General features: G+C 59.4%; 12 protein-coding genes and 1 pseudogene. 11 read left to right on the forward strand and 2 right to left on the reverse strand.

Annotated features, from left to right (window positions below; all coding sequences use genetic code 11):
- The 5 genes from VGG64_15150 to VGG64_15170 form a co-directional block, all read left to right on the forward strand.
- Positions 1–195: hypothetical protein (locus VGG64_15150; GenBank protein HEY1600939.1), on the forward strand; the 195-nt coding region annotated here is incomplete at its 5' end.
- Positions 196–247: 52 nt separating this feature from the next.
- The gene (locus tag VGG64_15155; GenBank protein HEY1600940.1) at positions 248–1744 is read left to right on the forward strand and encodes an AAA family ATPase; all 1497 of its coding nucleotides are present in this window, start codon (positions 248–250) and stop codon (positions 1742–1744) included.
- A gap of 142 nt (positions 1745–1886) precedes the next feature.
- On the forward strand, positions 1887–2945 hold the full coding sequence (locus VGG64_15160; GenBank protein HEY1600941.1) for a DNA ligase: 1059 nt from the start codon (positions 1887–1889) through the stop codon (positions 2943–2945).
- 450 nt (positions 2946–3395) lie between these two features.
- The gene (locus tag VGG64_15165; protein HEY1600942.1) at positions 3396–4769 is read left to right on the forward strand and encodes a hypothetical protein; all 1374 of its coding nucleotides are present in this window, start codon (positions 3396–3398) and stop codon (positions 4767–4769) included.
- A gap of 192 nt (positions 4770–4961) precedes the next feature.
- The gene (locus VGG64_15170) at positions 4962–5411 is read left to right on the forward strand and encodes a hypothetical protein (protein HEY1600943.1); all 450 of its coding nucleotides are present in this window, start codon (positions 4962–4964) and stop codon (positions 5409–5411) included.
- Here VGG64_15170 and VGG64_15175 read toward each other — a convergent pair.
- Positions 5374–6564 carry an AAA family ATPase gene (locus VGG64_15175; GenBank protein ID HEY1600944.1) on the reverse strand — a complete coding sequence of 397 codons (1191 nt, stop codon included), beginning with the start codon at positions 6562–6564 and terminating at the stop codon, positions 5374–5376. The genes VGG64_15170 and VGG64_15175 overlap by 38 nt on opposite strands.
- 569 nt (positions 6565–7133) lie before the next feature.
- On the opposite strand from VGG64_15175, the pseudogene VGG64_15180 reads away from it, so the two are divergent.
- The 5 genes and pseudogenes from VGG64_15180 (at position 7134) to VGG64_15200 (ending at position 9422) form a co-directional block, all read left to right on the forward strand.
- A pseudogene (locus tag VGG64_15180) lies at positions 7134–7349 on the forward strand (WGR domain-containing protein).
- 53 nt (positions 7350–7402) lie between these two features.
- Entirely contained in the window at positions 7403–7933 is a 531-nt protein-coding gene (locus VGG64_15185; GenBank protein ID HEY1600945.1) for a hypothetical protein, read from the forward strand.
- Complete coding sequence (locus VGG64_15190; protein HEY1600946.1) at positions 7930–8883, forward strand: hypothetical protein; 954 nt, start codon at positions 7930–7932, stop codon at positions 8881–8883. Before VGG64_15185 ends, VGG64_15190 begins: the two co-directional genes overlap by 4 nt.
- Complete coding sequence (locus tag VGG64_15195) at positions 8880–9119, forward strand: hypothetical protein (protein ID HEY1600947.1); 240 nt, start codon at positions 8880–8882, stop codon at positions 9117–9119. Before VGG64_15190 ends, VGG64_15195 begins: the two co-directional genes overlap by 4 nt.
- A gap of 108 nt (positions 9120–9227) precedes the next feature.
- The gene (locus VGG64_15200) at positions 9228–9422 is read left to right on the forward strand and encodes a hypothetical protein (GenBank protein HEY1600948.1); all 195 of its coding nucleotides are present in this window, start codon (positions 9228–9230) and stop codon (positions 9420–9422) included.
- Positions 9423–9477: 55 nt separating this feature from the next.
- On the opposite strand, the gene VGG64_15205 is transcribed toward VGG64_15200, so the two are convergent.
- Positions 9478–13623 (reverse strand): HEAT repeat domain-containing protein, encoded by a 4146-nt coding sequence (locus VGG64_15205; protein ID HEY1600949.1) that lies wholly within the window; start codon positions 13621–13623, stop codon positions 9478–9480.
- A gap of 214 nt (positions 13624–13837) precedes the next feature.
- On the opposite strand from VGG64_15205, the gene VGG64_15210 reads away from it, so the two are divergent.
- On the forward strand, positions 13838–14470 hold a 633-nt coding region (locus VGG64_15210), incomplete at its 3' end, for a hypothetical protein (GenBank protein HEY1600950.1).

Raw genomic sequence — 14470 nt, forward strand, 5'->3', positions numbered from 1 at the left:
CGTAGCTCAACTGCACCAACCGCCAATCATCGCGAGCAGCTTCAACTACAACGCAAACGGGCTCAGCTCGAAAAAGAGCGCGCCAGCCTGAACCGTTGGATGAGCCGGCTGAAACGTGCGTTCCACGCGGTCGAAAAAGGGCAACTTCGCGTTACCCGGCTCGAGCGGCAAATTTTCGCTCTTGAGCACTCCTAGCCGGCCGTTGTGGTCGGCTTTGTTCCTGTTTATTCCTGTCTGGAGAAATCCCATGACGCTTGCAGTGCGTCTGGCTGAATATGTGCGCGCGTGCTTCACCGGCCTTTGGGTCGAATCGCACGAACATGACGATGCCTTGGCCGAAATCGCCCAGCTCTGCCGCCGGGAAAACTGGCGGCTGGCCACTTGGTCCGTCGACCAAGGGCTGAAGATTGCCGGCCAAAGTGGCGAGGCTGACGCCGGCGCCGGCGATCCATTGGCCGCAATCCGTTCGTTAAATGCCTTGGCCAGCACCGACAGTTCAGCGCTGCTGGTGCTTGTGAATTTTCACCGATTTCTGAATTCCGCCGAGGTCGTGCAAACGCTGGCTACCCAGGTCACGGCCGGCAAGCAGAATCGCACGTTTGTGGTGATATTGTCGCCGGTGGTGCAAATTCCCACCGAACTGGAAAAAGCCTTTGCCGTGATCGAGCATGAACTGCCCGACCGCGACCAGATCGAGCAAATCGCGCGCGGCGTGGCTACTGAGCCTGGCGAAATCCCCGAGGGCGATGGCCTGGTTGCCATTCTCGACGCCGCGGCCGGTTTGACCCGCATGGAAGCTGAGAATGCGTTTTCGTTGAGCCTGGTTCGGCATACGCAGCTTGTTCCCGAAGCTATCTGGGAGCTGAAATCGGGAATGCTAAAAAAAAGCGGCACGTTGCAACTGCATCGGGGTAGCGAGCGGTTCAGCGAGCTTGGCGGCCTGGAATCGCTGAAGAGCTTTTGCCTACGGGCCATGCGCCGACGTGCGAACCAGAACTCCGATGTGCGGCCCCGAGGCGTTCTTCTGCTCTCGCCGCCAGGCTGCGGGAAAAGCGCATTTTGCAAATCGCTTGGCAACGAAACGGGCAGGCCCGTGCTCACGCTCGACGTAGGCTCGCTTTTGGGCAGTCTGGTTGGCCAAAGCGAGCAGAATATTCGTCACGCCCTGCGAATCGCGGACGCGATGGCCCCCTGTGTGCTGTTTTGTGATGAGCTCGAGAAGGCTTTGAGCGGCGTAGCCAGCTCGGGGCAAACCGATTCCGGCGTGTCAGCCCGTTTATTTGGCCGACTGCTGACCTGGCTGAACGACCACGAAAGCGACGTGTTCTTCGTGGGCACCTGCAACGACATCAGCAAATTGCCGCCCGAGTTCTCAAGAGCCGAGAGGTTCGACGGCGTTTTCTTCGTTGATCTGCCAGACGTCGCCCAGCGGCGAGCTATCTGGAAGCTGTACATCGACAAGTTCGGCTTGGATGCAACACAGCCCAAGCCTGTCGATGCCGATTGGACTGGTGCCGAAATTCGCGCCTGCTGCCGCCTGGCGGCGCTGTTGGAAGTCCCGCTGGTCGAAGCAGCGCAGAATGTTGTACCCGTTGCCCGTACTGCCGGCGAAGCTGTCGAGCGCTTGCGGAGCTGGGCACACGAGCGGTGTTTATCGGCTGACCAGCCGGGCATCTACAAGCGCGACGGCGTCCGGGGCCAAAAACCCGGCCGCAAGGTCAACCGCGATCCATCGCAGAACTGACCAGGTGGCAAACAGCCACGCCCAGCTGCCGCTCGTCGTCGTGTTTCCGCGGGAACCTGCAGCATTGAACTTCCATCGAGCGGTCGTCGGGGCCTAACCCGGCTACCGCTCGTTTCATTTTCTGAGCATCCAGGAGGCCATTATGCCCGATCTGCAAGACGGCGAATCGGTCGAGATTCAAGGCTCGGCCAGGTTGCCGTACATTCTGAAGAATGTGGGCGGCGTCTACTCGTGCACCTGTCCAGCCTGGCGCAACCAGTCAAAACCCATCGAACGCCGCACATGCAAGCACTTGCGGAAATTTCGCGGCGAGCAGGCAGAACAGGATCGCGTCGGCGCCGTGGCAGGCACTCAGCCGGCCGTTGCGCCAAGCTCTTCTCGCCAGGCACCGGCGCTGCTATTGGCCGAAAGCTGGGACAACTCCACCGACGTAATTGGCTGGTGGCTGAGCGAAAAGCTCGATGGCGTCCGGGCATACTGGGACGGCAAGCGGTTTTTGTCCCGGCAAGGAAATGTTTTTCATGCACCCGACTGGTTCACCGCTGGATTGCCGGCCATCCCGCTCGACGGTGAACTGTGGCTGGCCCGCAAGGCATTTCAGCGCACGGTAGGCATCGTTCGCCGCCACGATGGCAGCAGTCTGTGGGCGCACATCAAGTTCCGCATCTTTGACGCACCGGCCATGCACGAACGGTTCGAGGAGCGCATCGAGTACCTGTGCGATTGTTTTTCCCAGCTTCGCTTGCGTTACGTCGGCGTACTGCCACAGCAGCAATGCCGCAGCCTGGCGCATCTACGCGATGAACTAGAACTGGTCCTGGCCGGCGGCGGCGAGGGCCTGATGCTGCGGCAACCTGGATCTCAATATGAAGCTGGCCGTTCAAGCACGCTGCTGAAGGTGAAACGCTTCCACGATGCTGAAGCCCAGGTAATCGAGCATCAAGGTGGTGCCGGTCGGCACAAAGGCCGGCTTGGCGCGCTACTCGTCCAGTTGCCAGACGGCACGATGTTCTCCGTGGGCACCGGCTTCACCGACGCCCAGCGAGAAGATCCGCCGCCGGTGGGCAGCCTGATTACGTTCCGCTATCAGGAGCTCACTGATCGTGACGTACCACGGTTCCCGTCGTTTGTGCGGGTCCGTCCATCAAACGCGCCGGCACCGACGATGAGTACTGATCGAGTGCCGCCAATTCACGGCTGAGGAAAGGAAGGATGTTACGTCGCGCTCGGCCGAGCGCGACGGAATTGCCGTGCCCGACGCTTTCGTCATCCGATGGAAGTTTGGCGGCTTCGACCTTGCTGGATCATTTGACTTCTCCCAAGCTGCCCTGCTGCAACACAGCACCGGCAGCTCGTTCACCCGCGACATTTGCCACCTGTCGCCGAAACGCTTTGGGCCATGATCGACATTGAAGAGGCTCCTTCGCGGAATCTCTTGTCGCTGGCGGGGGCCCGAGAAAAGTCGCTACCGCAGCCGCAGTCGTAACATCATGGCACTTTCTTCGCTTTTCTGAGATGGACGGTGGATAACCTACTGAAACGCCCTTAACCTATCAGCACGCACTTATTTCGGCGGTAGTTCGATTGTCGTTTTCGTGCCGCATCCGTCGTTGCGGAGTTGCACAATCTTGATTCCGAGACTAGAGCGTTTATGATTGCGACGTACATCCATCGTCGCCAGCATATACGTCCAATGCTCATTGAGCCGCTAATTCTCGCATCTGACGACGAAGCAGGACTTGATTTCGGCGATTTCTTCGAAGATGCCGGCTTGGTCAACGCTGCGCTGCGGAAGCTTGCCGGCCAGCTCGATCCCACGATCTGTTGCTATTGCCTTGAATTCCATTCTGTCGAGGGCGGCCGTTCATGGTTTAAACCCTACGGCTGTGATCGACAGCTGAACGGTCTCGTCACGGACGGACAAGTGCAAGTTCCGCCGCAAATATTCTACGACCGCCTTGTAAGACAGAGGCAGTCTGACAACGAATGTGATTTCTGGCCGACCGTGGCTAAATGGCAGCTGAACGGCGACGACCCCAACAACATGCCGGCCATTCTAAAGAATGCGGGCTTCCACGTTCAAATGCGGCTTCAGCGCAATGAGAAGTACATCGGCTACTTCAAAGTTGCGATGTTTGGGTCTTGCTCCGCTAACGACGAGTTCCGAATTCGCTCGGCGTTCGAAAGCGTGAAAGAATGGCTCAGAGGTGCCGTGGCTCAACGACGCCACACTCGAATGTGGCTTGATGCAGAATTCAAGCGTGCGGTGTTAAGACTGCAAGCCGACGTTGCGAGTCTGCTCGTTGCGCCACCGCCAGCCCCGTGGCGTGCATTGCGTCTGCTGTGCACGCTCATCACGAGCCACTTAACGCAGGGGTTCAACAGAATTGCCTTTCTGACACGAGGAAAGTACGACGATCTCTATTGCGCATATGCTCACGGTGGAGACTGCACTGAGGGTTTCTCGGCGGGAGTACAGCGGCTGCTCGCCGAAAGCGCGCACTCGATCGATGAATTAAAAGACTGGGTGGACTGCGCCGTTGGACCGAGTGATGATCCGCTATTCGTGGAACTCGCCGGCTCAGGGAAACAGGTGCTGAAGATTCCCAAATGCGAGCAGTCGAAATCGCTCGTGGCAAGAATCTGGCGAGACGGCGCACGGCTTTCGGGAGTGGGCAACGCGGCGGTAGCGGCGCCCAGTGGGCCGGATATTCAGCTCCCACGCGGCGTTATTCACTGGGAACCTTCGACGGTTCTGGCGGCCGAGATTGGTCGCGACGATGAATTACTGGCTCAATGGGCCGGATCGCATCCTGAGTCGGCCTGGCTGGCAGCCCGCAATAACAGATTCTTCGTGTTGCCCTGGCACGGTCCTGAAAGACCGCTGGGAATCTTTATGCTTGATCTCGGTTACTGGGGGTTTGGCAGCATCGAGTTGGCTCGAGACGTCATTCCCAGGCTTTTATTTGTCCGGGCAATCCTTTCGGAGTTTTCAGCTGACTTCGCCGGCGCAGAATGGCTTTAAGGTCGGCGCGCTGGCCGGAAAAAGCTCGCACGGTTGCTGTCGAATCAAAAACAGTTGATTGGTGGCGTCCCCTCAGCAGGCACAAGCCCCCCAAATTACGCGCGCGGTTGCCTGGCACGAAAGTTGAAGTGCGTTGACCTCCGTGGACGAACTACAAACGATGTACCCGCGTACAACTCCTAGGTGAGTACGATGGCCACCGCGCCTGAAGCAACTAATTCGCAATCTCTAGGGCCGCACGCGGCCCTGCTTAAGGCCTATAGCGTCTTGGAACGCGAACTTCATCGCGTTCGCACCGCAGTGCTCGCACAAGCCACGATGTCAGCGTTGCAGAAGTCGGCTAAGGCCACCTTCATTTCCAGCGACGACATCTTGGCTGCCCTGGCCACGATCGCCGCGACCGGAGATCTGAACTGGAGTGCGCCGCCAAAGCAGCTAGCGCGCGAGAGTTCGCCACTTCTCGAGCGGCGGCTTGAGGCACTCGGACAGCTTATAATCAAGCAGGCTACTAGCTTGGCTGCCGAAGGCGGTGCGGCTCCTTTAGATTACCCCCAGGTAACTCCCGAACTTATCGAGAGCGCTTGGGATTTCGTATGGAACAATCCTAATTTCCGCTATGCTTTACTCGTGAAAGCGGATTAGCCGACCTGTCGCCAAAAGGTTGCGACTCCAACCGCCCTTGGCTTGTTAGCGACGCAATTCTTTTTTGCAGCATCGTCGCCCAATTGGGTGGGTCGAATTTCATGGGCTCCACGAGAAGTTCCTGATCGGCCTGAATCTGGCTCGCGTCAGCCCATAAAGCCACAAGCCCCGAGGCTCCTCGATCGTGGTTAAGATGGATTCCGAGCGGGCTCTTGGTCAGAATGTCGGCATTCCCAAACGGTAACGAGCCCAAGTGTTCGCGACCGAGCGCTTCAAGTGCATCGGCAGTCTCGCCTTTTCGCATCGCTATCAAATTGATCAATGTCGCGATGCTTCTGGCTTCGTAACGGAACGGAGCCTGAGCGATAAACCACAAGAGAGTCCAAGGCACCGTTTTGCATTTGGGAAAGCGACGACGAAGCAATTGCATCGCAATGACGATCTTATCGGACGTCGTGTTGACGTCAACGTCCGCCAATGACGGAAGCTTTACGACCGTTCCGTTGATGCGAGAAAATAGGTCCGCCAGTTTCGTATCGTCGTCCTTTCCACCGGAATTCCGAGCGGAGGCCATCTCTCTCGCATCTCGCAGTTTTTCAGGCAGCTTCGATCTGCTGCCTGCTAGAAAAAAGACGACGCGACCAAGGCGCAACTCGCGATTTCCGACGTCAAGCTCCCCGTCCCATAACAAGGGCAATAGTAACGGATAATTAGAATCGTGACTGTCGAACTCGTCTAGAAATACGATCGGCAGCTTGCCCTCGATTGTGATATTGCGAGCAGCGTCCAGCACCCTGCCGAGATCATCCTTTCCCTGCATGGTGGCCATGTTGTACGGTACGTAGCCGACAAATTGGTTGCCGATCTGCTTCACGAGCGATTTGATTAGCTGACTCTTTCCTGATCCCGGGCTGGCCAGCAATAGGAAATTCAGCGGTCGCGACAGAGAAGGATCGTCGCGATAGCGATTAATGTTTTGCAACACTTCACGAACGTCGATGATGTGCTTGTGATTCAGGGTGGCATAATCCGGCAGCCACTCCAAGCTACTATATGAGTACGCCAGGACAGGCAGATTTAAATCCGTGTGTTGGTCGGGATCGGACGCCATTTGCTCAATGTCCCCTCGCATCTCCGTAATTGCCGTTTTCACCTCCTCACTCTCCGGCTCTCTAATGTACGACGACGCACGCGCAATCGCCTGTGCGTATTTTTCAACGAGCAAGGCGCTTTGCTGCTCGGGCAATGGTTTCGCTTGAGACCGCCCACGTCTCGTCTGCCGCTTTGCATTCATCGTCGGCCGCTCAAAGAAGTCGTTCTTGCCTCTTGACGGGAGCGATTATATTGTCCGGCGCACCATTCCGCGATGTTTTCGACATCATTGCGGTTGCCAAGCCCCGTACGAAGCGCGCGTTGGTCCGACACTACCGCGTGCAGCAGGCGAGAGGCTACTCCCTCGTTAATGAGGCTCGAAGTTCGTCGGTTTTCTGGGCCTGACGGTGAGCCTGGTTCGAACGAAACCACCGGAAACATTCGCTTCCGCATACGCATCTCGTAAGTTTACGGCCCTTCATCCTGCGGCTACGGCCGTAGGCTGAACCTTTGCGCGCACGGAGTCGCTCGTCCTCCCCCTTTTGGTGTCAGCGTTACAGTAAGCTTCGATCCGGGCTTAATGAATGTCCCTTACCGCTTCCTGACATCTATCTATAGGGAACCAGCACCATGACCCGACGTTTCGAATTCTTCGGCGGCATTTCGGCCAAGTTCTGGGAAATCGAGATCAAGAATACCAGCGTTACCGTGCGCTACGGCCGGCTGGGCGCCAGCGGCCAGCAGCAAGAAAAGTAATTCGCCGACGCGGCCGCATCCAACAAGCATGCCGACAAGCTCATCGCGGAGAAGACCCGTAAGGGTTACCGCGAAACGGCCGCCGCGTAGCTGTTCTGGTCCGGAACGAGGTAACGTGGCTGACATCTGACTGGAGCGCCCCGATGGCGAACAACTACCTGGAGTTTTCGGAGGTTCTCGACCAGCTGACTGAAGACGAGCGCCGGTGGTTAGAGGAACAGCTTGAAACCGTCTTTGTGTTCGGTGACCACGAATACACCGCTCAGACCCTGCCAAGCGACCTGTCGGAAGAAGATGCCGACTGGACCGGTCTTCGCGTATTGCGCGATTTCCCCGACGACGAAGGCGGCGAAACCGACTTTGAATTCGCCTTCTACGATGATCCGGAGAATGGCCAGTACCTTTGGTTCTGTGCCAATGAAGGTGGAGACCCAGGTCAGGTTGGTCACCTCGTACAAAAGTTCCTGCGGCAGTTTCGCCGCGACCAGTGCTGGTCGCTGACTTATGCCACGACCTGCTCGAAGCCACGGATTGGCGAGTTTTCCGGCGGCGCACTGTTTGTGACCGCCGACAGCGTGGAACTGATCGATGCTCACGATATTGTCGAACAACGGCGCGTGGCTTTTCGTGGCCGCGCTCTCAATCCCAACAGTCCAAAGGAAAACTCCGCATGAGCACATTGCTCGACAATCCGACCCATACCTCGACCCCAGCCTCGGCCCATCGGCTGCGTGCCACGATGGCTGCCGTGCGCGTGTCGCTTTCCTGGCTCGGTGTGCGCAAGACGCTCACCCAGGAGCAAAAGGCTCGGGCTGCCGAATCGTTCGGCGCCCAAGGCCAGTACCTCTCGGCCGGCAAAAAGTTGCTGGACACCAGCCATCCGGCCTTCAAGGCAGTGACGAGCATCCGCGGCCGGCTGATTTCCTACTGGAAAGGCATTTCGCTGCCGTACCCCGAGCCGGGCATCCGATTGATCCGGCAGGATGACATCCAGGCCTTCAGCATGCACATGACCACGCTCAAGGCGGAACTGGAAGAGGCGGTCGAGCGGCTGGATGAGCATTTCGCCGAGCTGAAATCTGCTGCTCGCCAGCGGCTCGGTTCGCTCTTCAACTCCAGTGACTATCCGACGTCTTTGCACGGCCTGTTCGGCGTCGACTGGGATTTCCCCTCGGTTGAGCCGCCGAATTATCTGCGCGAGCTGAGTCCCGAGTTGTTCCGGCAGGAGCAGGCCCGGGTCGCAGCTCGTTTCGACGAGGCCGTGCGGTTGGCCGAAGAAGCGTTTATCGGCGAGCTGGGCAAGCTGGTTTCGCATCTAACCGAGCGGCTCAGCGGCACTGACGACGGCAAGCCCAAGGTGTTTCGCGACTCGGCGATCACCAACCTGACTGAGTTTTTCGAGCGGTTCAAGCAACTCAACATTGGCTCGAGCGGCCAGCTCGACGACCTGGTTGAGCAGGCCCAGCGCACCGTCCGCGGCGTCGAGCCGCAGGCTTTGCGCGACAATTCCGGCTTGCGGCAGCATCTGGCGACCGAGCTGGCCGGCGTGCAGTCGGTGCTCGATGGCCTGCTGGTTGATCGGCCACGCAGAAATATTCTGCGCCGCCGTGACGAGGTGGCATGATGGAGCTGGTCGTCGAACCTGGTGGCCAGGCCCGGTGCATTTACGGCGAGGCTATTAATTTGGCTACTTTGGGCCGGCTGTCGATCAGCCGAGCCAGCCATGTCGAGCCGGATGACAAAGGCCAATGGTTTGCTGCAATCATCGGCGGGCCGGTGCTGGGGCCATTCAGTAATCGCAGCCAGGCTGTCGAAGCCGAGCTTGCCTGGTTGAATGCCAGCTGGCTGCTGACCAGCTAATCGGCTGACTTCTCCGGGCAGCTCGATCGAGTTGCCCAATCCCGTCCGTCTTTCCCAGCGGTACTGCGCGCGCAGGCCGTGAAATTGTTGTCACGAAAGGACCTGTCGATGACACAGCGAGAACTTGAACACGAACTGGCTCAGATGACCGGTGAATCCGTGAGCACAATCCGCAACATAGGCTTCAGCCTGGTCGAACCGCCCGAACTGGAGCCTTTGACCGTCGATTGGGATGCACTGGCAGCCCAGCGCACGGCCGTTTTCCCGGACAAAGGCCGAAGCCGCACACGGCTGGCAGCATAATTACTGGCCGCTGGGCGACCATCGGTGATTCGTGCCGATGGTCGCCCAAGGGCGTTTACCACATCAGCAGCGGCCCAGGATGCTTCGGCAGTCGAGCGGCCGCCAATGCCCTGGCGGCGGCCATGCGCAGCCCTTGATCCGACCGGTAGCGGGTTAGTTCCAATGCCGCGCGGGCCTTCGGCAAGCGTTTGATTTGCCAGAGCGTCGCAGCAGCGTGGTAGGCCGCCATCGGATCATCGGAAGCCATCTGCTTTTTGAGTAATTTGATCGCCAACTCATCGTCCGGCGACAGTCGCAATAAGCAATCAGCCAGGTTTTCGCCTAACCGCTGGCTTTCGATTGCTTGATGCAGCCACGTGGCAGCCTCATGCGTCTCCGGCCCCAAGTCGGCCATCGCGCCAACAGCTTGATAATCGCCAGCATCCGTTTTTTCCTCGAGCGCGTGCAAACCGGTCTCGCGCTCGCCAATTCGCCATAAAGCTACAGCAGCCGGGATTGCCAAATGAGGAACATCCAGCTTCTTCTTGAGCGCTGGCACCGCTGCTTGCGCCGCCGGGCCAATGCGCCCGAGAGCGTCGATGGCCCGGTTGCCGTTGGGCTTGTCGATAAAACCAATGAGGTCGGGCACCGCATGCTCGGCAACCGGGCCAAGTTCTGCCAGCGTCATGCACGCAACAAATCCATCATTGCCGCCAAAGCCCAACTTATCCTCGCGCACCATTCGGCCCAGCGCCGGCACGGCAGGGGCCGCCTTAGATCCGAAATGCACCAGCATTTGACACGCCGCGGCACGCACGAACCGGGATCGATCGCCAAGCGCCTCGATCAGCAGTGAAATGACTTCGTCTTGCGGCTCTTTAATTTGCCCCAAGGCGATTACCATCCGCTGGCGTTCTTCACCGTCCAAGGCCGGGCGGGGATTCGCCGGTTCTTTCACCGATTGATGATAAAGACGGACAAGGACCGGCACGGCGTCTTTGGCGCTCGGCCCCAGGCTCGCAAGCGCGAGCAGAGCCTCGCGGTTGATGTGTGGCTTATCGATCAACTCGATCAAGGCCGGCGTGGCCTCCTTGGCCGACGGCCCGATTGCAGCCAGAACCCTCGCGGCGGCCGACGCGGTGCTATAGCTTCCACTCCGCAGAAACTTGATCATCATCGGCGCCAGCGGGGCAGCCTCCGCCCCGATTTCGTTATAAAAATAATAAGCGATGTCTACTTGAACATGCCCGTAGCCCGTCGGATCGCTGACAGCTAGTTTTTCAAACTCAGTCCCTAGCGATCGTACAGCCTGCGGGTCAGCACTCACCTGCCACAGCGCTTTGGCTGCCGCAATCCGCAGCCTTTGGTCGTCGTCGTCCAGCAGCGGACGAATTGCCTCCGCAGCTGCCTTTGCCGTGGAACGTAGCTCGCCCAGAGCATTCACGGCAGCCAGCCGGCACTGCCGGTCGGCGAGCAGTTTTTGCAATGGCTCGATCGCCGGTGCAGCGAATGGACCGCACAAGGACAAGGCCCCGGCCGCTGCCGAGCGAACGTCAGCCTCGCGGTCAGACAATGCACGCACCAAGATGGGAATGGCCTGCGGCACGTCGGCAATGCCAACTTTGCCTCGCGGCGGACAAGGCCCGATGCAACACATGGTGTGATCGTTGTAGTTGAACATGCCGTGGAGCGCTTGGGCAGCCGCAGCGCGCTGGTCGCCATCGCCCATTTGCAAGTCCGCAAGCCACTCGCTGAAGCGCTTGTCGCCAAAGGCCGGATTCAGCGGATCGGGAGGGCCCGGCGGGCCTTTTATATCGGCAATCGGCAGCAAGGCATCCTGCTTGCCAGCTGGGTTTTTCAGCAGCACCGGCTCTGGCAGCATCGACCGCGGCACACTGCACGACCGAAAGAACGAGCTCGCCTGCTGGGCCACCTCGCTGTCGGGATCCACGGTTAGTTCGTTAATCAACGGAGCCAGAATGGCCGCGTCATAAGCGACCCAGTCGAGGTGTTGTACCACGTGCGCCCGGATCGTTGCGTCCAGATCCCGCAGCGCCGTCGCCACCAAGGGAAAAAGGCGCGGGTCAACCGTGTTGACATCGACGAGCCGCTGAACCACGGTAAACCGCACATCGCGATCTGGATCGGACACGGCTTTCGACAACGCGCCGATCTGCTGGTCGCGAACGGCTGGGCTCAAACAAACCAGTGCCAGCCCGGCCGACGCCCGCACATGTGGGTCCGAATGATCGAGGAGCTTAACGAGTTCGCTCCGCACAGTTGCATCGTCGCTGGCCAGCGTGCTTAGATTGTAGGCTGCTTGTTCGCGAACGTGGCGACGCTCGTGGCCGGCAGCATCCACCAGCACTTTCAAGGCCAGCGGTTTGTCCCCAAGTTTTGCCAATGCCCAGGCAACCGACAGCCGAACCTGGGCGTCGTCATCGCGCGCGAGCTGCTCGAGTGTCGGCAAGGCCGGCTCGCCAATGCCCACTAAGGCCTGAACGGCCTCGGCCGCTGGCCCACGGCTGTCATGGCTGTGACGCACGAGCCAGACGAGGTCTGGAAGGATTGCCGCGGCATCGGGGCCAAGCCGCTCGACCGAGTAATGATCCACGCCGATCGGCTCATGGGCCTTCGAAGCCGATCGCCGGACAAGTACGCCGGCAAATTCCTTGGGAAAGAAAGGCAGCGCGCGAAAGATTTCGGAGTGGAGCTTGTCGTCGGCCGTGGTCAGAAGGGATTGCAATGTATTGCGCGCTTGCTGGTTTTCGGGCTCGAGCCGGTTGAGCAACAGGGCCGCTTGCAATTGCAGGTTCCAATTCGGTGCCTTGAGCGACTCGCTCAGCACGCTCCGCTCCAGCTTCGCTTCCGTGCCTATGCGAGCGATTGCTCGGAGAATCTGGGCCCGCGTGTCATCGTCGGAAGTCGCAAATACATCGATTAGCGCCGGCATCGCGTCGGCTGCAGCCGGGCCAATCGCTCCCAGGGCTTTCACCAATTGCTGACGGTTCGCCTTGCGGCCGTCTTTCAACTCGCGAGCCAGCGCCGGCACGGCATCTTTGGCAAACTTTCCCATCCCCTCCAGCGAAACCAGCGCGTAATAGGGAACCAATGAATCTGAATCGGACAGTGCGGCGATTAACGCCGGAACCGCAGGCACCGCAGCCGATCCCATTTCTGAAAAACTGATCGTTGCCGTTCGCCGTACCTCCGCGTCGGGATCGCGGAGGGCGCGGATCAGATTCGGAATGGCCCGCGTGGCGGTAGGCCGCATAAATTCGGCAATCGTGACGATGCCATGCCGGACCCGCGGATCCGGGTCCTGCCAATAGGGCTCCAAGTCGGGCAGCATGTCCGCCCCCATTTGTCCTAGGACCGACCAAATCCAACTGCGCTTGGCGGCGCTATCGACCGCTCGTGAACGCTCGATAAGGGGCGCAACGGCTGGGCGGCCGATGCTGCTTAGCGCTCGCTGGAAGATCTCATGATCGCCCCCGCGAGAATTAATCAGCGCATCGATTAGCACCGGTACAGCAGCGTGCGCCTCGGGGCCAATGCACCCCAGGACTTGGATCGCGGCCCGATGCCGGTCGTAGCGGACCTGCGCCTCGCGGAAACCTGGACTGCCGGGTCGTGTGATTCGAGCTTCGACAATCAGCTCGCGCGACAGCCGCGCTACAAGCTCTCGTTTGTTGTCGACGAGCGGCAACCACTCGGGCAGCAGGCCGGCAACGTAAAGGTTACGGCGGCGGGTGATGGTGTCTGGAAGGTGCAACAGGCCGATCATCCGGGAACTGAGCGGGCTTGCCCCGGGTGCGATCCGATAGATGGCCTCGGCCGCCTGCAAACGAATTGCAGGTTCTGGATCGCTCAACAAACGCTTCAGACCAGGAACTGCAGCTTGGGCACCCGGCCCAATTGCGGCCAGGGCCGCACAAGCCCAATAACGCGTCGGCGGCTTCTGGGACTGAAGCCGCTTGGTGAGCTCTGGGGTATCGGAAGCGTCGGCCGAACTCGCTTGTGCAAGGATGGTCACCGCGTTGAGCCGGACACCACGGGCCGTGCTTTCAAGTTCGTCAATTGCCCAACTCGGCGTTGGATGCAATTCCTCCAACGTCGGCGGGAGCGCAGCCGATTCCGGACCCAACCAAAGGTGTTCCAAGACAAAACACCCGCCTACCAACGCGACGGCTAGGATCGCTGCCAACACGTTCGATCGCATAACGGACCTCCCGCGACAGAGTCAAAAGTGCAAGAAGCTGAGCACGCGATGAGCGACTTTGAAATGGTCCGCTTTGGCGATCGTTCCACCAGCCTCTGCAAGCGCCAGTCAGCGGATGTAACCGCTGGTCACTTTCGCTGTTTTTTCCGAAACGAATGCCTGGTCTCATGATAACAAAGTGCCGGTGTTCACCCAAAGCAACAACGAGGATCCAATGATCACGATAGCCCGCTCTTTAGCCCGCACGCTTCGAACCGTCTTCCGCCGCGCTGGCATTAAGCCAGGCCCAAATGCAAACCTGCTCTTCCAGGCCGCCGGCGACGAGTTGATTATCCAGGCCAGTTCTGGCATCGCTGCCGTGCAGTACAGGTTGCCCATCGTTGACCAAGCCGAACGTCTGGTTGCGCCGCTAGAGTTTCTCGACGCCACGGAAGGGCGCAGCAGTGACCCCGTGACCTTGGAACGGCAGCCGAACGGCAAGGTCCTCGTCCAGTGGACTGATCGCGGCATTCCGCAAATGCTGGTCCAAGACGTGCCGGCCAAGCAAAAGGACGAGCTTTTCCTCGAACCGCCAGCCGAGCTGACAAGTTGCCCGGCTGGATTCCTGGATTCGCTGCACAACGCAACCGCCTGTGCCGATCGTGACGTGGTCCGTTACGCGCTGGATCATCTTCAGCTTCGGGGTAGCGTCGGCCAGATCGTTGCCACCGACGGCCGGCAGGTGCTGCGCCAAGGCGGCTTCAGCTTCCCTTGGGCGGACGACTTGCTCGTCCCGGCGCTGGGTGTCTTTAGCTGTAAGGAGCTGCCACAGGATGAGCCAGTAAGCGTGGGCAAAACCGATGATTGG

The sequence above is a fragment of the Pirellulales bacterium genome (assembly GCA_036490175.1).
GTDB lineage: Bacteria > Planctomycetota > Planctomycetia > Pirellulales > JACPPG01 > JACPPG01.

Bases quoted from the DNA above. Each gene is read 5' to 3' on its own strand.
- VGG64_15155 (HEY1600940.1), top strand. From the start codon at position 248: ATGACGCTTGCAGTGCGTCTGGCTGAATATGTGCGCGCGTGCTTCACC.
- VGG64_15160 (HEY1600941.1), top strand. From the start codon at position 1,887: ATGCCCGATCTGCAAGACGGCGAATCGGTCGAGATTCAAGGCTCGGCC.
- VGG64_15165 (HEY1600942.1), top strand. From the start codon at position 3,396: ATGATTGCGACGTACATCCATCGTCGCCAGCATATACGTCCAATGCTC.
- VGG64_15170 (HEY1600943.1), top strand. From the start codon at position 4,962: ATGGCCACCGCGCCTGAAGCAACTAATTCGCAATCTCTAGGGCCGCAC.
- VGG64_15185 (HEY1600945.1), top strand. From the start codon at position 7,403: ATGGCGAACAACTACCTGGAGTTTTCGGAGGTTCTCGACCAGCTGACT.
- VGG64_15190 (HEY1600946.1), top strand. From the start codon at position 7,930: ATGAGCACATTGCTCGACAATCCGACCCATACCTCGACCCCAGCCTCG.
- VGG64_15195 (HEY1600947.1), top strand. From the start codon at position 8,880: ATGATGGAGCTGGTCGTCGAACCTGGTGGCCAGGCCCGGTGCATTTAC.
- VGG64_15200 (HEY1600948.1), top strand. From the start codon at position 9,228: ATGACACAGCGAGAACTTGAACACGAACTGGCTCAGATGACCGGTGAA.
- VGG64_15205 (HEY1600949.1), bottom strand. From the start codon at position 13,623: ATGCGATCGAACGTGTTGGCAGCGATCCTAGCCGTCGCGTTGGTAGGC.